Annotated in this window: 18 protein-coding genes and 1 pseudogene; 7 read left to right on the forward strand and 12 right to left on the reverse strand. The window is 60.2% G+C overall.

The window, feature by feature from the left end:
* Positions 1-190 precede the first annotated feature (190 nt).
* Complete coding sequence (gene traR, locus QE435_RS24390) at positions 191-895, forward strand: transcriptional regulator TraR (RefSeq protein ID WP_349043097.1); 705 nt, start codon at positions 191-193, stop codon at positions 893-895.
* 90 nt (positions 896-985) lie between these two features.
* On the opposite strand, the gene QE435_RS24395 is transcribed toward traR, so the two are convergent.
* Genes QE435_RS24395 through traA form a run of 4 tightly spaced genes read right to left on the reverse strand, consistent with a single transcriptional unit; the run spans position 986 to position 6,655 of the window.
* Positions 986-1,600, reverse strand: a complete 615-nt coding sequence (locus QE435_RS24395; protein WP_349043098.1) for a TraH family protein — start codon at positions 1,598-1,600, stop codon at positions 986-988.
* Positions 1,601-1,612: 12 nt separating this feature from the next.
* Positions 1,613-2,905, reverse strand: a complete 1,293-nt coding sequence (locus tag QE435_RS24400) for a conjugal transfer protein TraB (RefSeq protein WP_349043099.1) — start codon at positions 2,903-2,905, stop codon at positions 1,613-1,615.
* A complete protein-coding gene (traF, locus tag QE435_RS24405) occupies positions 2,826-3,356 on the reverse strand; it encodes a conjugative transfer signal peptidase TraF (protein ID WP_349043100.1) in 531 nt (176 codons plus the stop codon). The genes QE435_RS24400 and traF overlap by 80 nt, the downstream gene beginning before the upstream one ends.
* Positions 3,353-6,655 carry a Ti-type conjugative transfer relaxase TraA gene (traA, locus tag QE435_RS24410; RefSeq protein WP_349043207.1) on the reverse strand — a complete coding sequence of 1,101 codons (3,303 nt, stop codon included), beginning with the start codon at positions 6,653-6,655 and terminating at the stop codon, positions 3,353-3,355. The genes traF and traA overlap by 4 nt, the downstream gene beginning before the upstream one ends.
* Before the next feature lie 250 nt (positions 6,656-6,905).
* Here traA and traC point away from each other — a divergent pair, with 250 nt between their 5' ends.
* The 5 genes from traC (at position 6,906) to QE435_RS24435 (ending at position 10,513) form a co-directional block, all read left to right on the forward strand.
* On the forward strand, positions 6,906-7,202 hold the full coding sequence (traC, locus tag QE435_RS24415; protein WP_349043101.1) for a conjugal transfer protein TraC: 297 nt from the start codon (positions 6,906-6,908) through the stop codon (positions 7,200-7,202).
* A gap of 4 nt (positions 7,203-7,206) precedes the next feature.
* Positions 7,207-7,422 (forward strand): type IV conjugative transfer system coupling protein TraD, encoded by a 216-nt coding sequence (locus QE435_RS24420; protein WP_349043102.1) that lies wholly within the window; start codon positions 7,207-7,209, stop codon positions 7,420-7,422.
* The gene (traG, locus tag QE435_RS24425; protein ID WP_349043103.1) at positions 7,409-9,382 is read left to right on the forward strand and encodes a Ti-type conjugative transfer system protein TraG; all 1,974 of its coding nucleotides are present in this window, start codon (positions 7,409-7,411) and stop codon (positions 9,380-9,382) included. The genes QE435_RS24420 and traG overlap by 14 nt, the downstream gene beginning before the upstream one ends.
* A 503-nt stretch (positions 9,383-9,885) precedes the next feature.
* Complete coding sequence (locus QE435_RS24430) at positions 9,886-10,107, forward strand: WGR domain-containing protein (protein ID WP_349043104.1); 222 nt, start codon at positions 9,886-9,888, stop codon at positions 10,105-10,107.
* Between the two features lie 127 nt (positions 10,108-10,234).
* Positions 10,235-10,513: an HU family DNA-binding protein gene (locus QE435_RS24435; protein WP_349043105.1), complete on the forward strand. Its 279-nt coding sequence runs from the start codon at positions 10,235-10,237 to the stop codon at positions 10,511-10,513.
* An 82-nt stretch (positions 10,514-10,595) separates the two neighbouring features.
* Here the strand turns inward: QE435_RS24435 and QE435_RS24440 are convergent, their stop codons facing one another.
* The 8 genes and pseudogenes from QE435_RS24440 to QE435_RS24475 all read right to left on the reverse strand — a co-directional run bounded on the left by QE435_RS24440 (position 10,596) and on the right by QE435_RS24475 (position 17,773).
* Complete coding sequence (locus tag QE435_RS24440; RefSeq protein ID WP_349043106.1) at positions 10,596-10,766, reverse strand: hypothetical protein; 171 nt, start codon at positions 10,764-10,766, stop codon at positions 10,596-10,598.
* A 317-nt stretch (positions 10,767-11,083) separates the two neighbouring features.
* Positions 11,084-11,392, reverse strand: a complete 309-nt coding sequence (locus QE435_RS24445) for a DUF736 domain-containing protein (RefSeq protein WP_349043208.1) — start codon at positions 11,390-11,392, stop codon at positions 11,084-11,086.
* A gap of 572 nt (positions 11,393-11,964) precedes the next feature.
* Positions 11,965-12,913, reverse strand: a pseudogene (locus QE435_RS24450) (zincin-like metallopeptidase domain-containing protein).
* A gap of 272 nt (positions 12,914-13,185) precedes the next feature.
* Positions 13,186-13,773 (reverse strand): hypothetical protein, encoded by a 588-nt coding sequence (locus QE435_RS24455; RefSeq protein WP_349043107.1) that lies wholly within the window; start codon positions 13,771-13,773, stop codon positions 13,186-13,188.
* Between the two features lie 439 nt (positions 13,774-14,212).
* Positions 14,213-14,476: a hypothetical protein gene (locus tag QE435_RS24460; protein ID WP_349043108.1), complete on the reverse strand. Its 264-nt coding sequence runs from the start codon at positions 14,474-14,476 to the stop codon at positions 14,213-14,215.
* Positions 14,473-15,366, reverse strand: a complete 894-nt coding sequence (locus QE435_RS24465) for a hypothetical protein (protein ID WP_349043109.1) — start codon at positions 15,364-15,366, stop codon at positions 14,473-14,475. The genes QE435_RS24460 and QE435_RS24465 overlap by 4 nt, the downstream gene beginning before the upstream one ends.
* Positions 15,363-17,123, reverse strand: coding sequence for a ParB N-terminal domain-containing protein (locus QE435_RS24470; protein ID WP_349043110.1), 1,761 nt, complete (start codon positions 17,121-17,123; stop codon positions 15,363-15,365). Before QE435_RS24470 ends, QE435_RS24465 begins: the two co-directional genes overlap by 4 nt.
* 332 nt (positions 17,124-17,455) lie before the next feature.
* Positions 17,456-17,773 carry a hypothetical protein gene (locus QE435_RS24475; protein ID WP_349043111.1) on the reverse strand — a complete coding sequence of 106 codons (318 nt, stop codon included), beginning with the start codon at positions 17,771-17,773 and terminating at the stop codon, positions 17,456-17,458.
* A 284-nt stretch (positions 17,774-18,057) separates the two neighbouring features.
* On the opposite strand from QE435_RS24475, the gene QE435_RS24480 reads away from it, so the two are divergent.
* Entirely contained in the window at positions 18,058-18,318 is a 261-nt protein-coding gene (locus QE435_RS24480; protein WP_349043112.1) for a hypothetical protein, read from the forward strand.
* Positions 18,319-18,370 lie beyond the last annotated feature (52 nt).

Consider the following 18,370-nt stretch of genomic DNA (forward strand, 5'->3'; position numbering starts at 1 on the left):
GTCAGCGTCGCATCTCTAATCAATTTCGACAACCATTGAAGCCGGGGGGTTGAGTGGATACCGCCTTTGTAAATTACCTTTACCGTTAGGGTTAGATCTCCAATTCGCTACGACGCGGTTTCTGTATATCTTCGCGTGCAGGGAGCAGTCTGTGGCCAGATGTCGCTGACCAGCTGAACGGAACAAACTAATGCAAGAGTGGCTGGATAAAGTTTTCGATATCTCCGACCTTCGGGGCGACGAGAACGTTTTTAGAGAGGCTTTGACAAAGCTCGCTCACCAGGCTGGATTCTGCAATTATGCCTATCTTCACATCCGTCCCGGTCAGGCAGTAGCCTCCTCGAATTATCCCCTCGAATGGCGATCGATGTATTTCCAACAAAAATTCCAGACGATCGACCCGATCGTTAAGCGCGCAAAAACGTTGAAACGTGCGTTTACCTGGAGTGCGGAAGAAGAAATGCGGCGGGCCTCCAACGGGGGACGAACGTTTCTTAATCGAGCAATGGATTTTGGGATCCGTTCGGGGATCACCATTCCAGTCAAAGCAGCCTACGGATCGACTTCTGTTTTTACGCTCGCGTCAGATAAGGCCACGATTGAACAAGGACGCGATATTGATCCTATTGCGGCCGCAGCGGCCGTTGGACAATTACACGCTCGAATGTCGTTACTGCCGCATACCCCGGATGCGCAATCGCAACCGTGGCTGGACCCGAGGGAGGCCGCGTACATCAACTGGATCTCGGTTGGCAAGACAATGGGAGAGGCGGCCGACCTGGAGAGCGTTAAATACAACTCTGTGAAGAGCAAGCTTGAAGAAACGCGAAAGCGCTTAAATATCCATACGATGCCTCACTTAGTGGCACTAGCGATCCGCTCGGGCCTCATCTAGACAGAATGACAGTTGCCGACGCCTCGGCCAAAAGTTCCCGACGTTCTCAGGGCGATTTCGACAGTGTCCGCTAAAGAAGTCGACCGCCTTTCATGGCACCCGTCCGATTCCAGAGAGATCAATCCTGATCTCTGCCCTATTATTTTCCGACGCTTCTGAGTCGGTCCCACCGCCATCTTTTGTTGAGCCAGTCCCTCCTAACGCTTCATTTAGATCGAAGGTTTGAACCCGGTCGCTTTTCTTCTGGCGCTGATCTTCTACACGGAACACCGCCTCACCTTCGAAATATCCGGTTTGCCAGGCGAGCACTGCATCGTCCATGACCTGTGGCATGACTTCCCTCTCCGTCGGATTGCCATACCACTTCATGACGATGCGAAAGACCCTGGCGAACAGCGCCGTTCCCATGCGGATATTCTTACAGGGCTCAACCATATCCGGCTTCAACTCCCCGGCTTCGAGGAGGCCAAGGCCAGCCGGATATTGGGTGATACCGACGCGAACGGTGTTGCGACCGAGGTTGTCACGGATCAGAGCCAACGCCTCTTCCGGCGTTATCGGCTTCGGCACGAGGAGTACCCTGTTTCCATAGCGCACGGTGACAGCCAGCGGATCTTGCGATCCAGCCTTGGCGATGAACTGTTCAACGATTGCTGGCTTCAGAGAAGGATCGGCGCATTGCTGGATCAGGACGGCATCGAACATTCTAGGGACTCCCTATGTGTTGAAGACCATAACGACGGGGAGGCTGAAGAGGCTTGCCCAGGCTGTAACGGTCGCCTTCTGGGTAGCGACGATCGAGGTGTTTTCGGTCCACCAGCCATTGCCAACGGCAACGATCACTTGAGGCGCGTGCAGCATCGATTGCAGGACCGGCCAAAGAATGAGCTGCTCGTAACAAATCAGTGGCGCGACCCTCACTCCGTCCACCTTGACCACCGGATTGCCGAAGAAGTCGGGTCGCGCGTCACCGCCCTCCCCGGTCAATTGCAGCCAAGGCTGCCACATCGAACCCGGGACCGGCATGCGTTGACGATATGGGACTTCTTCAGCATGGTCCGAGATCACCACCATCACGTTGTCATAGCCCCGTGAGTCGATCACGGCAGCACCTGCGATGACAGTGATGTCCGAGCCATGGAGATCTTCCTGCCAGACACGCGCTGCGGTCGGCGTCCAGAACCCAAGCGCACTTTCGGGCAGGACCACTACACCCACATTCTCGCCTGCCTCCGCAGCTTTGCGCACAGACGCGATTAGCTCTCGGTGATACTGAAGCGAGCTATCTCGCCCCAGGTTTGCCCCCTGTTTCAGATCGACGGCCATCCAGCCGGGTGTTTGTTTCGGGGGCGTCCAGTTTGTGGCAGACCAGACGTGAAGGCCCACAAGGACTCCCACCGCAAGCTGCCATTTCCGGCCGGTCAAAAGAACCAACAGGATTGAGGTCGCGCCCAAACCCCACCAGCCCAAGCCGGAAAACAATACGCCGGCAGCCGTCAGAGGATGGGCCCAGCCCGTGATGCCAAACGGCGGCAGCCCTGTGAGCGCCATGGCGAGGAGATAGCGCAACGCTGTCCCCGTGTCCTGCGCTCTCTTTCCGGAGGTGTCTCCACAAGGTTTCGTCCATAACACGGCATGGACGATGACGAAGGATAAGGAAGCCATCACCCAAAGCGCCAGACCGGGCCAAAGACTGGCGGCATAGAAGTTCGCCACACCCTGCGGCAACCCTCGGGAGGCCGCTAGGAAATACCCGGCCGCCACAAGCGCCGCAACCGTGCGTGACGGTGCCTTCGCCCAGAGCAAGGGAAAGACCACGGCGATCGGGAGAAAAAGCACCTCGCCACTCCAGCCGATCCACCCACAGGCAATGGACGCGATGATCAGGAGGATGGATCTCCAGCGATGAGGCACATGGTTGCCACTCCGATCAGGGATCGAAGGTAAGCACCGGCCACGCCAGGCCAAGAAGACCGGAATCCGGAACCGGGCCAAAATATCTGCTGTCATAAGAACTCGCAAACGGTGAGTGAAGAAACAGATGGTGCGGCGGCACGACACCGCCGGGATCGGGGTTGATCGCCCTGCCCTCGCCGTCCGTGCGCCACACAGACGATGCGGGAACCAGGCGACCATCGATGAGCACGTGATAAGAGATTTCGATATACTGGCCGGGTAGTGCTGCGACGGTCTTGATCAGCGGCGCAAGTCCACCGGTGCAAAGCCCTCGCCGGAGGTATCCGCGCCGCTGCGCCTCTTCGAAAACGGCTGTTGTTGGTGGGCATAAAAACACCAGATCGCCGACAGAGACCGGACGCTGAAGCTCTTCGATGCGCCAGAGGCCGAGCGGCTCGCTGGGGGTCAGGTTGAGACGATAGCCACCTGCGAACGCCGTCGCCGCCAGTGCGGACATGACGACGGCCGAACCCGCCAGAAATAAAAGAATTCCCCTCTGCCTCATTGCTTCAGCACCGGCGTCTGGCGCTGGGATAGACGCTGTTCCTCGGCTTGCCTAAGCGGCTGGACGGTGCGCTCATGGGCGGCGAGCTGTTGCGCTGTCTGCATCACCGGCCAGGCTTGTTTTAGATGCTCCTTCTGCTCCGGATTCATACCCTCGGAGAGTTTTTCGTATAGCGCGCCGGAAGGCTCGCGCGCCGCGTTGCTCAACAGCGTTCGTTCTCCGAACCGCTCGGTGACGGCTTTGTTGAATCCGTCGATTTCAAGCTTGGTCTCACGATTACTGAGCGCATAGGCCATCGCCGCCGGCAGATCGTTGCGGTCGATGGCGTCACGAACCCGCTCCAGCACAACACGCGCTGCCGGCGACAGCGCTGGAATGTCGATCGAGACCCGCTGACGCAGGGCCTGCTCGTCCGCCTGGCGCCGCATTGTGGCGGTCATTCGCATCCGAAGATATTGCTCAAGATCACGCTTCAAGGCCGGGACATTGATCTCCGCAATGCGACGCTCCTCCCGCTCTGCCTTACGCGCCAGAATGCCGGTCTTGCCCTTCAGCGTGCCGATCGATGCCGGCTCCGCGTCGAGTTTCTGGAGGACCTGCTTTGCCATCTCCTTGTCTGCCAGGACAGCAGCGAAGTTCATCGACCGGAAGGCGGTTTCAGGATCGGCGAAGACGTAAGCAAAACGTGCCCAGACTTCTTCCCATTGCCGTCTCAGGGCCGGATCCTCGCTAAGCTTGTCACTGACTGCATCGGCAACAGAGGCGGAAAATGTCTTGATGCCTGTAACCATGGGCGCGGCCTCCTTCATGGTATGAGTGATTGGGGATTGGATGATGCCGAGGCGCGCGGCAACCGCAGCAAGACGTCGGCCAAGATCGACAAGGGTCGCCTTCTGGCGCAGCGTCCAGTCAAGCCGGTCACGAACAAGCGTGCCAGCGACCTGGACAATGTGCAGACCACGCGTTTCGGCAAAGCGTAGTGCCTCACGATAGAGTTGGCCCCGCTCGTAATCGAGCGTCGTCTCCTTGGCATTCCTTCGGGATAGAATCTTGGCTAGGCCCCCATTGAAGGAGAAGGATCTCATCCCGTAGTAGAGCTGCAGATCCTCGCGATGGCGGGTCATCGCCACGTAGGTCAGATGCCGATCTAGAGACAGCGAGGCGAGCACTTTGACCCTGTCGACGGTGGCGCCCTGGGACTTGTGGATCGTCGTCGCGTAGCCGTGGTCAAGGTTATTGTAGAACCGCTGCTCGACCACGACATGCCGCCGATGTTCCCCCTCACCGACCACAGCAACGATGTGGTTTGCTGCGGCCTCTATGACATGACCAATCATGCCATTCTTGAGGCCGAGCGATCCCTCGTTCTTCAGGAAGACGATCTGGTCGCCAACGTCGAAGCGCCGTTCGCCGTCAGCGGTCCGGAACAGATGACCTTCACCGACAATGCCACGTTCCACCAGCTTCTCGCGAGCCATGACATTGAGCATGCGCACGTCGCGGCGCAGATGGGCGAGGATCAGCGTGGTCTTGGTCTGATCGTAGTCCTGATTCCAGTCGGCGATCAATCTCGCGACGGCTTCGGCCTTCAGGTGCGAGCCAAGGACCCTGCCCTCACGTTGATACGCAGCAAGGGCTTGCTCGACATTTCCGCGCGCAAGATCGAGCGAGGCCACTCGCATCCAGTCGTCGCGCTGGCGATAGATGGTTTCGAGCTCGGCATAGCCAATGCGGTCAACGATGGAGCGGAACGCAGCACCCGCTTCGATCGGCTGAAGCTGTTCGGGATCGCCGATCAGCACGATCTTCGCACCCGTCCTTACAACGGCATCGACGAACCCGGCCATCCGCTTCGAGGCCACCATGCCGGCCTCGTCAATGACGAAGACCATCTTGTCGTCCAGGACGTCACGTCCGCGTCTCCAGCGCAGCTCCCACGACGCAAGCGTGCGGCTATGGATGCCGGCTTCCTTCTCCAGCCCCTCAGCTGCCTTGCCTGCGAGCGCGCCGCCAACGACGCGATATCCGGCCAGTTCCCAGGCCTCGCGAGCCGCCTTCATCATCGTGGTCTTACCGGCCCCGGCGCGGCCGACGACGGCAGCGATGCGAGCAGGTCCTGCGATGCGCTCGATCGCTCCTTTCTGCTCGGCGGACAGCCGCTCATGCCGCCGGAACGTTGCAGCCAATACAGCTTTGGAGACGGTATGCATCTGCTCACCTGATAGCCACATGGCTTGGCGCGCCATCGTGGCCTCAAGCCGGATCATCGCTCGGGTCGAGTAGCGCGCTGGCAGTTTCTCAGCCGTTATAAAATCGATCGTGTCGCGCTGCAGCCGCAACACTTCCGGGTCCCGGATGATCCGGATCATTAGTTGCTGGAAGACAGCGGGGTCGTCGATGTAGCGATGCAAGACCTTGGCGATGTCTCGCTCGTCGAAGACACTCTTCTCACGCGTGATCAGGTCGAGCACAATGGCAGGATCCTTCAAGATGCGGCGGGAATTTTCCGTGCGTCGCTGCTCGTTCAGCTCGACCCGTTCAAGCTCTGGCCGAACACCCTGTCGCTCGCCCTTGCGCTCGATCGCCTTTGCCCCGACGCCGAGATGAATGGTGGGCTCAAGAGCGATACCTTGCTTTTCGTAAGAACGCCCGTCGATGTGAAGATCGATCCCGGCAAGCGCCAAATGATGGTTTTGTCGCTCGAACCACCCATCCCGCAGCACGTTGAAATCATCCGTCGACCCGGCCCAGAGTTCGTAGAGGATCTTACCGGACTTCGTTCGTACCGGCTGACCGTCGTCGCCAATAACGGCGATCTTTTTCGACCCGAACCCGTCCTGCGTCAAAGGTCGCAGGGTGGTCATCAGATGGATATGCGGGTTGCCAGGATTGTCGTGATAAACCCAGTCCGCCACCATGCCCTTGGCGAGGACGTGTTTCTCAACAAAATCCCGGACCAAGGCGATGTTCTGCTCCGCCGACAGTTCGAGCGGCAGGGCAATCGTCAGGTCACGAGCGAGCTGCGCATCGGCACGCTTCTCGAAAGCTTCTACCCTGTTCCAAAACGCTTCCGACGCTCCGGAAACCGTCCGGTCTGCAATCAACGAACGCACCCACGTCGGGGCACCGGCTGGGATTACAAACTCCTCGTACAGCAGCCCATGCTTATGCGTGTAGTCGATGGCGCGGGCTTCTCGCTCGTATTCCATCTTCGCACAGTGCCGATAGGCCGCAGACAGCACGACGCTGCGGCCAGAGCCCCGGCTGACGATGCTAGCTGAGAAATGGGCGATGGCCACGGCGAAGAGCGCTCCGGTTAAGTCCAAGCTCGTTGAGATTGGCGGTAGAGCGCGGCCCACGGGGCCGAAGAGCAACACGTCGCATCGCGACGTATAATTGCGCCCTTGGAGCCATTCCTTCGGAACGGCGGGATCATTCACAAAAGCATCGCCCTTGGCGATCTGCAGATCTGCAGATGTCATTCTGGGGCCATCCGGAAGAATCTGAGCGTCGCAAGAGCAACGCCCAGACATCAAAGGAGCAACCGGAATGAAGAAGCCGTCATCGAAGATTAGGGAAGAAATCGCCAGATTGCAGGATCAACTCAAGCAGGCCGAGACCCGTGAAGCCGAACGCATCGGACGTGTCGCGCTAAAGGCCGGCCTTGGGGAGATCGAGATCGACGAAGCCGAGCTTCAGGCGGCCTTCGAGGAGACTGCCAAACGGTTTCGCGGAGGCGAAGGTAGCGCGTCGGGGAAGAAGGACGTCGGGGACGGCCGAGCCGCAAGTGGGTCGTTCACGGCGCAGTCGCTTGGCGCGGATGCGGGCGGGACTGATGAGGCTTGATCGGATGGCGAAATTAACGACGACAGAAGCGCGCAAAAAGGACACGCGCGAAAAGATCGAACTCGGCGGTCTGATCGTCAAGGCCGGACTGCGGTACGAGAAACGTTCCCTGTTGCTCGGCCTGCTGATCGACGCGAGCAAGCGGATCAGGGGCGACGAGACGGAGAAGGCTCGACTAGCGGCAATCGGTGCGGAGGCCTTTAGCAGTGACGGCGAATAGGCTGCTTCTGGCAATCCTGCCCGCAGCAATCATGATCGCTGCGATGGCTCTGATGTCAGGTTTTGAACATCGGCTGGCAGCGCTCGGAACATCGGCGCAAGCGAAGCTGATGCTGGGCCGTGTAGGGCTTGCCCTGCCCTATATAGCCGCGGCCGCCATCGGCGTCGTCGCGCTCTTCGCGGCCAATGGTTCGGCCAATATCAAGGCTGCCGGCTTGAGCGTGCTGGCTGGAAACGCTGCAGTCATCATCATCGCCGTGATACGCGAGACGATCCGCCTGGCCGGGATTGCTGGCAACGTGCCAGCCGGACAATCGGTTCTCGCCTATGCCGATCCCGCAACGATGATTGGGTCTGGCGTCTGCTTCATCGGAGGCCTCTTCGCTACACGGGTTGCGATCAAGGAGAACGCCTTTGCGATGGCAACGCCGAAGCGGATCGGGGGTCGGCGCGCGGTCCATGGCGAGGCCGACTGGATGAGGATGCAGGAGGCCGGAAAGCTGTTTCCGGAGCACGGCGGCATCGTCATCGGCGAGCGATATCGTGTTGATCGAGATAGTGTTGCCGCGCTGCCGTTTCGGTCCGATGACAAACAAAGCTGGGGCGGCGGTGGCAGGGCGCCACTGCTCTGCTTCGACGGTTCCTTCGGCTCGTCGCACGGTATCGTGTTTGCCGGCTCGGGCGGTTTCAAGACAACATCGGTGACGATCCCGACTGCGCTCAAATGGGGCGGCGGTCTCGTTGTGCTCGATCCGTCGAGCGAGGTCGCACCGATGGTCGTGGAGCATCGACGCAAGGCTGGCCGCAAGGTGATCGTGCTTGATCCCACGGCGTCGGGTGTCGGTTTCAACGCGCTAGACTGGATTGGTCGTCATGGCAATACCAAGGAAGAGGATATTGTCGCAGTCGCCACGTGGATCATGACCGACAATGCCCGCACCACCTCAGCCCGTGACGACTTCTTCAGGGCATCGGCCATGCAACTGCTGACGGCGCTTATCGCCGACGTCTGCCTGTCTGGACATACGAACGCAAAATACCAGACACTGAGGCGTGTCCGTACCAATCTCTCTGAGCCCGAGCCGCAACTTCGGGCACGCCTGACCAAAATCTACGAAGGGTCCGCGTGCGACTTCGTGAAGGAGAACGTTGCCGTCTTCGTCAACATGACGCCGGAGACGTTTTCCGGCGTCTATGCCAATGCTGTCAAGGAAACGCACTGGCTATCCTATCCCAACTATGCCGCTCTGGTCTCCGGCGACAGTTTTTCGACGGATGATCTCGCCGACGGCAAGACTGACATTTTCATAGCGCTTGATCTGAAAGTGCTGGAGGCCCATCCAGGGTTCGCGCGCGTTCTCATCGGATCTTTGCTGAACGCCATCTATAATCGCAACGGCGACGTGAAGGGGCGCACCCTTTTCCTCCTCGACGAGGTTGCCCGTCTCGGGTATCTGCGCATTCTCGAAACCGCTCGCGACGCAGGCCGCAAATACGGCATCACCCTGACGATGATCTTCCAGTCGCTCGGCCAGATGCGCGAGGCTTATGGCGGGCGGGATGCGACGAGCAAATGGTTCGAATCCGCGTCCTGGATTTCGTTCTCTGCGATCAACGATCCTGACACCGCCGACTACATATCGAAACGATGCGGCGACACCACGGTGGAGGTCGACCAAACAAATCGTTCGTCCGGAATGAAGGGTTCGTCGAGATCACGGTCGAAGCAACTCAACCGCCGGCCCTTGATCCTTCCGCATGAGGTTCTGCGCATGCGCGCCGACGAACAGATCGTCTTCACCGCGGGAAATGCACCCCTTCGATGCGGGCGCGCCGTGTGGTTCCGTCGCGAGGACATGAAGACTTGCGTCGGTGAGAACCGGTTTCACAGGTCTTCCATCAAACAGCCCCAGGCCGGTGAGACGGACACGATCGGCATTGAGGAGATCAAGGATTGGTAGCTCTGATGGCCTTTGCCACCATCTTCATCCTTGCACGCTACGGGCTCACATAGGCGGGATGAACTCAGCAATCGACTGAGACATTCGCGCTTTGCGGAAACGGGCGAAGGCTAACTTTCGTGGTCGATGGCGAGCCATTCTGGTTTCGAGGTGCAATTATCCGGGCCGCCGACAGGCCAGAGCCGAGCCCTCCGAAATGTAAACGTGAACTCAGTGCTGCATGGGCGCAAAGCCGCGTCTGCTCGAAATCGTCAACTGGGACCGCCGGTGCTACGGAGTGCGACCAAAGATGAGGAACGCTTTGGCCAGCTTAGGGCCGATCGCGCGGATCGATCTGTCGACAACATACTCATGACCGACGCTTTGGCCCGGCGGTAGGAGCGATCGCGTCGCAGTTGGTGTGGTTGAAACGGTACCCACGGATCAATGTCATGAATCGATGAGCCCGATCCGATTCAAAACTCTCATTGGACGTCGGATTCGGTTGGCGCGATTCTGTTTTCATGATCGCGCAGCCCTATCACCTTTATGTCGAACGTATCGCCCCTGAAAAGAACATGGCACGGTTTTACGCGCTCGCCGTCCAGCCCACACTGTTTGGAGAAGTGTCACTTGTGCGCGCTTGGGGGAGGATCGGGACACGCGGGCAGCAGATCGTCCATCTTTTCGACAACGAACACGATGCTGTCACTCTGTTCCTCAATCTCCTGCGAGAGAAACGCTAGCGAGGCTACAAGCCCAAACGAGTTGTGGAAAGCCAGTCAATCTGAGCGATGCGGCGATCGGCGCCGATGACAACCACCACGGAAGCTGACACGGATGCTATATCGTCCATTTTCTCGAGGAAATTTCATGACCACTGCCAACGAAATCGCTGACAAGATCGCCGCCGACAATGACCTGACCAAGATTCAGGGCAAGGCGATCGTCGAAGCTGTCTTTCAGGCCATCACCGACGCAGCAGCGGCTGGCACAGAAACTTCGATCCCTGGCTTCGGAAAATTCAAAGTGAAGGCGTCGCCTGAACGCGAGGGGCGTAATCCTGCAACTGGAGAAGCGATGAAAATCGCGGCTTCCAATAAGATGACATTCGCGCCAGCCAAGGCGGTCAAGGATGCACTGAACAAGTGATCACCGACATGGAGCCCCGCCCTGGCAGGCTGGGCGGTCCGGGTCAGGTCCGGTTTGACCGGAACCCGATGAAGGCCGCCGGTCAGAACGGTGGCTCCGTGTCGACGCGGCCCTCCATCTCGGCAATCGCTAGCGCGAGTTCTGCCTGTGCGAAATCAAGCTCGGCTTCGATCTGGCGGCGCTCGTAAGGATCGACAGCGTTACGCAGTTCGGCAAGAAGTTCTTCGATTTGGCGTTCGAGTTCGTTGGTCATCGTCTGATCTCCTATGTGAAAGACGACCAGCGGCGCCGGCCAGGGAATGACGATGTCAGGGATCGCGAGAGCGACCGGCAACGCTGGGGAGTGGGGGAGCCGATTTCGTGTTGGCGGCTCTGGTGCCAACACGAAATTGGGGGCACCGCTCATCCTTGACGACGGCAGTCCCGCCGGCATCATCACCGGATACTGAGCAGGTTTTCCTCCTCTCCGTATGGCACCAAAAAAGCCGGGCCTGGCTCGATGCCGGGTCCGGCTTTGATACTTCGGTCAGAGGAAAAGGCTCCGCCGGCGGCGGAGCCTCGTGATCTCAATCAATCCCGGTTCGGCCGGGACCAGATGAGCTGGAGGCCTTCTTCGCCTTCGACCTCGGCGAGCGTTGCGTAGATCGGAGCGGGGAAGCTGGGATCGTCGAGCTTGACCGAGAGGTAGTCGCGACCTTGCTCCGAGGTCTTCTGCCAAGCCGCGCCTAGCTCGACGCTACCGGCGTAGACGCGGAACTGCGGGCCCTTGTCGGAGGGGTTCTCGATCCGGGCGATGCGGGCCTTGACGTTGAGCGCGAGTGTGCGAATGGAGCCGGTGAAGCCGTATTCGTTGGAGGTGAAGGTGCCGATGGTTGCCATTGTCATATTCCTTTTCTGGTCTTCGGGCCGCGCCCATCGCGGCCTCGATGGCTGTCGCAAAGACCGGTGACGATCGGACCGCACCTGATAAGGCCGGAACACAGTGGAGGGCGGCAACTGCCACGTTTGTTAGTGGGAGAGGAATGGCGGCGCAGCCGTCAGGGGTAAGAAAAGTGGCAGTGGCCGTTGCGGGAAGACGATCGAGGCGCAGCCGGTCTCCGGTCAGACATGCCTCATCGAGCCCGCAGATGGGTTGCCGGAAACTCTGACGGGAAGGGATATGACGATGGCGTTCCGCCGCATTCGCTCTGGTACGAATGGCATCCCGTGCAACGTAGCCGGGACAGCTCTCATCGTCTGCTTCGTCAGGCGACAAGCGTTCCTGCCAACACCGGCCTGTTTGCTGACTGCGCCCGGCGCGATATCGTGCGTTCTCGGATCGCTGCCTGGAGGATCAATGCGTCAACAGACCAAGCCATACATCGCCGAACGCAAAACGTCCTGCAAACCCAAACTCGACACTTCAAGACCGTTGATCCGAAGTGGGCTGGCTGCTGACATTGCGCAAGGTCTTAAGGACCAACATGATGGGGACCACGCGCCGCAGCCTGCATCTCCGCTTCCGGCTGCAAGGAATGAAGGAAGCTCACGGCGCGTTGTGCATGGGCTGCCGCCTGAAAGATCGCCCGCCTGTCATTGGCCAGCACCGATAACCACGACTGCAGATAGGCGGCGTGATCCGGCCGCGGCTCAAGCTCCGGTGCGATACCGAGATCGGCGCAGAGGAAGCAACTGCCAAGTTCGGCAATGAGTTCTTCCCGGGCCCGCTCGGTCCTGTCCTTGGCGTAGCGCGACAGGTCACGTCCCACGCGATGCTCCGCCGCAGTCCAGTGGGTTGTCTCATGGCTGAGGACGGCCGCGTATCCGGCAGCATCGCGAAACGCCTCGAACGGTGGCATCTGGATATGATCCGTGACCGGGGAATAGTAGGCTTGATTGCCGCCGTGCCGAATGACCGCGCCGGTATTGCGGAAGAAGCGGTCGGCGCTGTCAATCCGCTTGATTGGATCAAGAACCTTTGCCGGCGGCGCGTAATAGCCGTCGGGCAGGCCGTCGATCTGCTCGACGTTAAACACCGAATAGGCCTTGAGGAAGGGGATCTCCCGATCGACCTCGTTACCGTTTCCGTCCGCTTCCGACTTGGTGAAGCGGCTGGCGAAGACGACGGTCGAGCCGGTTTCTCCCTTGCGCACAGCTCCTCCCAATTCAAGCGCCTGCTTGAACGTCATCCACATCGATGAGGCGAAACCACGCGACATCTGTTCGGACCATAGGAGAAGCACGTTCATGCCTGAATAGGGCAGACTGTTGTGGCGCAGCGGCCGCGAGATGCGGCCATTGGTGTTGGCTACGCTCCACGGCTTCATCCACGGACGGACACCACTTTTCAAGATCCTCAACGATCCGATCGGTGATCCGCGTGTAGATGTCCGCACGATCCAATTTTGATTTCTTTGCCATGACTTCTCTCTCCTTTTCGTAAGGCCGCGCCGATCGCGATCCGTCACGGAAGTCCGAAGTCAGGGGCCGATGGTGTGACCAGGCACCGAAGGCCGCAACAGCGTGGAGGACGGCGAAGCCGTTGCATGGGCACCCGGCTCCTGCAGGACCGCCGAGCGGGACGGATCGCGATCGGGGTGTGCCAGTATTCCTCTTCGCCATAAGAAAAGCCGGCGCTGCAGGCGCCGGCCCTCGGTCAGAAAGAGAAGGCGGGGTGCGACCCGCCGAATGTGTCATCCGAATGCAGCCATCTGAACTTCGGTCGCTTTGCGGTCGAGGGATGCACCCGGGTTTTCGACCGGCCGGTCGAATGGCTTCCAGGTCTCGCCGACGACCTGTTCATAGGCTGCCACCGCGCCCTCGGCTGCCATCCGCAGCGCGTGGGACTGGATGCCCATGTCGGCCGCGAATTCCCGTTTGCGCTGGGCGGCGCTGTCGTAGCCGACCGGACCGTCGAGATCCTCGTCGCGGGCGTCGTTTGATGCCTTGGCGGTCGCGTCGCGCGCCTCTGTGACGGCGCGGGAGTAGAATTGCCCGGCGCCGTGCGCCGATCCGACGAAGGCTCCGACGATGCGCTGCAGGTGGATCTGCATGGCTCTCTCGCCCAACCCTTCGGAGAGGCTGTCGGCGGTCTCGACGATCAGCCGTTCATGCAGGCTGCGGATGCCATCGCTGTCGACGACAGTGGTGCCGAAGCTTTCAGCGATCTTGAGAGCTTGGGCCTCATCGGGGCACGAGAGGCGGACCATTTCGAGGGTCGCGCCTTTGCGGAGCTGCGAGACCCGTGCGTTGGAGCGGTTGGTGGTTGCGGGCTTGGCCATATCTGTTCCTTCCGTGGCTGCCGAAGCGGTTCCGGCCCGTGCCGGTCTGCCCTTCGATGCGGACGACCAGGAACCGGCAAAGGACGGACGGCTTCACAGGTCCGATCCGGCTGAGCCAGCAGGACAGGTTTGCGGGCCAGCAGGTTTTGACCTGCTTGGGACCGCGGGCCTGCCCTTGCGCAGTGAGGCTGGGTCGGCCGCCACGCGGCGCGACAGCGGCCTTGAAACGCCCGGCCGCCGGTTCAGACCGCAGCGAACAAGAAGGGCAGTCCGGCACGGGTCCGATATCAGGTACAAGCGATCGGAGGGCGATATGGCCACGCCCGCGACCCTTGCAGACTCAGAGCCGCATCGTGGTGCAAAGCCACCCCGCAACCCATTCCTGTGGCCCGCCTATCCCGCGATGGGCAAACCAGGCGCATCATCGCTACGCTTGTATTCATCGATGATCTGCTCCTGAACACAGCCTCCAAGTGACCGCGTCAAGTTCGCGCCACCGTTCGAAAGTCAGGCGATCGGCAAGCTCCTGATGATAGAGGCGGTGACCGGATCGACGTCGTGCCCGGCTCCGGACCTTTGCCGTGATCGCCTGCCGTCCGGCGCGCGCCGCAATCTGCCGGGCGAGACATTCCAGATGCCGCTGGATCTCTCGCCGGGCGATGATTGCATTTGCCAGCGGTTCTGAAGCGCGGACGTTGATCATGTCCCACTCCCTCGGCCTCGCCAACCGATGAAGGAAGACGGCCCATGATATTCGGCATGCCGGCCGGGATCGATGACGAAGCCGAACCGGCCACGCTGTGCATACTCGTTACTCGGCACAAGGAACCGACGCTCGTCGCCGTTTGATTTTCGATTACCGCCGACGGCCGCCACGACCTCTGTCATACCGGGGTTCTGATCGGAGAAGATTGCCGATGTGACGATATGGTCCTTTGCATGAAGTTGATCGAACGCCCGTTGATCCTTTGTCCAGCTTTCGCCCTCGGCCAGCTCGCAGCCGTGGATTGCCTCCCAGACATCCGGCCAGGTATTGCGAATGGTCTTTTCGGCCAGGGATCGCTCATAGCCGGTGAACAGATCCGGAAAGCTGAGCGCCACAATCGCCCATTCGCTGTCCTCTTCGTACCATGGGGTGTCCTTCCGCAGCAGCGGATGGACTTTGCCGTTGCGATCGGCAGAGAGATGAAACCCACCGTGTCCAGCCGTGCTATGGGCGATGACACCATCCGCATAGATGACCACCATTTGCGATGTGCCCCAGGGTGTGCTCGCCGACATGCGGGTTCGTACGCGGTTGAGCTTCGCCAGATCACGCTTATGTCCGGCAGTCTCGGCAACACGCGCGCGGAATTCGGCCTCATCCGCCACCCGGCCATCATGTCCGATGAAGTCAGCGCAGGTCAGCTCGGAGAGCGGCCGGCGAACGGAGACTGCGCTCGCAAGGAACGCAAAGCCGCTCGGCGCCGTGACCATGGCAAGGACAAGGTCATCGATGCGGGCGACGGGCAAGCCGTCCGCGCTGATGGCAAACTCCACCCCCGAGAAATCGGGGGTGGGTGCTGCCCTGTTCGACTGGAGGGCGGCGGTCATGCTGCCGCCCTCTGATCGAAATCCTGATCATGCTCGCCCTCGGAGCCGACATCGACGTCCTGCGGATCGTCGTGATCCCGTTTTTCGCCGGCGTGACCTTCCTGCTCCTCACCGAGGTTTTTATCATGACCGTCGTCATCCTCGTGCCCACCGGAGCCGATGATATCCGTGGCAGTGGCAGCACCTGCGCGGATCCAGTCGAGCAGTTCGACGGCCGGTGGCGCAAAGCGGCCGGCGGGATGCACGAAGTGTTCGCTCGCGAAATGCTCGACCAACGCCGCACGGGTTTCTCGGACCTTCGACCGTGGCTGCACGGATGCCTCAGCGCACGATGCTTCCAACGCCTGGCGCGACAGGCATAAGAGGAAATCCTCCGAACCCATGTTCGGCAGGTATTCGTCGGCGCCGATTGCCTCGCCTGCAATACGGGACACCACGCCGCTATTCGACATGCCCCGGCGGCAGGACAGAACGTCGATCAGGACCGAGCGAACGGCGACCCGAAGCGTGTCATGATCGAAGGCGAGCTTGCCATGCTCGTCGAACAGCCTGACGGCATGGCGCGAGAAGCGCTTGCCACCGTAGAACGTCCCATCTGCACCGGAGTCGACCCGGACATTCTGCCCAGCGAAAGCCAGCACCATCAGCGCCATCAGCATGTCATCCTCGATCGGCGCGCGGCCGAGCGCATCATGCAGGGCGTCGGTGCGGAAATCGCCGATCATGTCATGGCCCTTCTGGGTCACATCGGGCCGAATTTTCGGCGAGCCGACCGCATCGCTATTACTGCCCGCGGAGGATCCGTCGTCAGCAGCGCCCTTCGGCTTTGGCGCCTCGGGCATACGATAATGCACGGTCTGCACCTTGCCATCGCGATCCAGGTAGAGCGCCGTGTGATCGGATTTCGACGGCTTGCCATAGACCTGGGAGGCCTTCTTCGGCAGCTCCGGCTGGCCCCAGCTGTTGACCTCGACGATTGCGCCGCGCTTCGGCAGGTTGCTGGTCATCCATTCATGCTGGGCGCCAAGAAAGCCCTCGACATTCGTCGTGTAGCGGCCATCCTGATCGGCGGGTGCGAAGAGGTCTTCGACCCACTCGATCCCGTAGGCCTGAGCCAGATCGTCGCCGAAGCTCGCGTCCCTGGCATACATGCGCTTTTTGGTCAGGGCATTGGCGATCTGCCACCACGGAGCCGTGTCGCCCTTCTTCGGCTTGTGCGCCTTCCAGACCTCCTTCTGGTCGACCTGGCCGGCGGCGGCGATAATCCGCAGTTGCTGCTCGGACGGCATGTCGCCCAGCGCCATCTGTTCGAGCATCGCTGGCAGGGCGTTAGCGAGCAGTCGAAGCTTTCGGATCTGGCGGACGGGAAGAGCAAGAGCGACGGCGATCGCTTCCTCGGTCCATCCCAGAGCGACCAGACGTTCGATGCCGCGCCACTGGTCAACCGGGTTAAGCGGCTCGCGAACCGAGTTCTCGACCATGGAACGCATTGCGCCGTTATCGTTGGCGGAATCTGCGACGAGAATGTCGATTTCGTCCAGGCCAGCAGCGATGGCGAGTCGAACACGGCGATGGCCCGCGTCGATGATGTAGCCGTTTCCGCCATCTGTTTCCGGTGCGACCACCGGCGGCTGGACGATGCCGACGGCCTTGATTGTCGCCAGCATCAACGCATCGGCCTGCGGCGACGACTTTGTCTGGCGCATCCTGTCCGGGTTTTCCTTGAGGGCGCGCGGGTCAACCTTCATGATCTGCATGGGATTTGTCCTTGTCTGGAGGGGTCCGAACTGGCGCCTTGCCAGCCCTTCCTGTCTTCATTTTCTTCGAAGACACCTCCCGGGCCGCGGAGCGGCCGGACTGCCGCAACTGCGGCCGAGCATCCCTGCTGCTCGGGACGAGCGGGGTTAACAGCCCTGCGAAGGACAGGCGGCCGGGATGACGCAGGCGGCGGTTGAGCGATAGCGCCGGCAGGAGGACCGATCTGCGACCGGTTCTTGCTCCCTGCTTTTCTTTTCTCAACCCTTATTTCTCAATTCGAGCCGGCGCTCGAAGACGAGACTGCTGCGGCAGCCATAACTTGAGGATGTGACTAGGTTCGGCGCCCGAGAAGGGCGAGACCATCTGCGAGCATACGCTTCAAGATCAGCTTCCTGCTTTCCGGTGCAGCAGGACCGGCTTCGGCGGTAGCAACAGCAGCAGGCGGTGGATCGGCGGCCTCGGATGGCGAGACCGGCAGAGGCTGTTCGACCACTGCGGCGACAACGAAGTGCGTGATTGTCGTCTCATCCGATTTCACCGCGACGGTGACCTGTCCTCCGGAGCGGAGGCGGTCGACGCCAATTTGAGCGGCCTCCTGCTCATCTTGAGCTTCGACCAGCGATGTCTGCGTCACGAGAAAAAATGGCATGTGTTCCCACGATTTTTTTAGTGCAGATCTCATTCGCAAAGGTGGCACGGTCAAGGTGCAGCACCGCATTTGCGGTCGCATCGGAGACAAAAAAGGCGCTCGACCCGTAAGGGGAGCGCCTTCTTCTGTATCCCGGGACAATGTCAAACGCCGCGGCGATTGCAGCGAACAGGACATCGTCCAATCGGAAGTGATGCTCAGATATTATTGACGAAGGGCAATTTCAAGTCGTGATTCAACTTGCCGCCTGATAGATCTCGCCGCTTATCAGAAGGTGAAACAACATGAGCACAACACCCGAGACCCAGAGAGCCATCGCGCAGCGGGCGATCGATCGGGCAACAACGCGTGGCGTGCCGATCGACACCGATCTGGCCTTCCTAACGTTGCTCGAGGAATGGATCGGGGGAGAAATCGATATGAGGACCATGCGCGAACGGTACCTTGCTATAATTGCGCTTCGATCTGCCGAGAGGCGGGACCCGCGCAATAGCCTCTCCGGCATAAATCCTTCGGAATCATCGTACGAGGCGAACGATGAATAAAAAAATGGGCCTGCGGAAAACCGCGGCCCATGAAGTATGGAGATCTATAACC

It is taken from the genome of Agrobacterium sp. SORGH_AS 787 (assembly GCF_030819035.1).
GTDB classification, from domain to species: domain Bacteria; phylum Pseudomonadota; class Alphaproteobacteria; order Rhizobiales; family Rhizobiaceae; genus Agrobacterium; species Agrobacterium larrymoorei_B.

Excerpts from the sequence above, each read along its gene's own strand:
- traR (WP_349043097.1), top strand. The coding sequence starts at position 191 with ATGCAAGAGTGGCTGGATAAAGTTTTCGATATCTCCGACCTTCGGGGC.
- QE435_RS24395 (WP_349043098.1), bottom strand. The coding sequence starts at position 1,600 with ATGTTCGATGCCGTCCTGATCCAGCAATGCGCCGATCCTTCTCTGAAG.
- QE435_RS24400 (WP_349043099.1), bottom strand. The coding sequence starts at position 2,905 with ATGACAGCAGATATTTTGGCCCGGTTCCGGATTCCGGTCTTCTTGGCC.
- traF (WP_349043100.1), bottom strand. The coding sequence starts at position 3,356 with ATGAGGCAGAGGGGAATTCTTTTATTTCTGGCGGGTTCGGCCGTCGTC.
- traC (WP_349043101.1), top strand. The coding sequence starts at position 6,906 with ATGAAGAAGCCGTCATCGAAGATTAGGGAAGAAATCGCCAGATTGCAG.
- QE435_RS24420 (WP_349043102.1), top strand. The coding sequence starts at position 7,207 with ATGGCGAAATTAACGACGACAGAAGCGCGCAAAAAGGACACGCGCGAA.
- QE435_RS24430 (WP_349043104.1), top strand. The coding sequence starts at position 9,886 with ATGATCGCGCAGCCCTATCACCTTTATGTCGAACGTATCGCCCCTGAA.
- QE435_RS24435 (WP_349043105.1), top strand. The coding sequence starts at position 10,235 with ATGACCACTGCCAACGAAATCGCTGACAAGATCGCCGCCGACAATGAC.
- QE435_RS24440 (WP_349043106.1), bottom strand. The coding sequence starts at position 10,766 with ATGACCAACGAACTCGAACGCCAAATCGAAGAACTTCTTGCCGAACTG.
- QE435_RS24445 (WP_349043208.1), bottom strand. The coding sequence starts at position 11,392 with ATGGCAACCATCGGCACCTTCACCTCCAACGAATACGGCTTCACCGGC.
- QE435_RS24455 (WP_349043107.1), bottom strand. The coding sequence starts at position 13,773 with ATGGCCAAGCCCGCAACCACCAACCGCTCCAACGCACGGGTCTCGCAG.
- QE435_RS24460 (WP_349043108.1), bottom strand. The coding sequence starts at position 14,476 with ATGATCAACGTCCGCGCTTCAGAACCGCTGGCAAATGCAATCATCGCC.
- QE435_RS24465 (WP_349043109.1), bottom strand. The coding sequence starts at position 15,366 with ATGACCGCCGCCCTCCAGTCGAACAGGGCAGCACCCACCCCCGATTTC.
- QE435_RS24470 (WP_349043110.1), bottom strand. The coding sequence starts at position 17,123 with ATGCAGATCATGAAGGTTGACCCGCGCGCCCTCAAGGAAAACCCGGAC.
- QE435_RS24475 (WP_349043111.1), bottom strand. The coding sequence starts at position 17,773 with ATGCCATTTTTTCTCGTGACGCAGACATCGCTGGTCGAAGCTCAAGAT.
- QE435_RS24480 (WP_349043112.1), top strand. The coding sequence starts at position 18,058 with ATGAGCACAACACCCGAGACCCAGAGAGCCATCGCGCAGCGGGCGATC.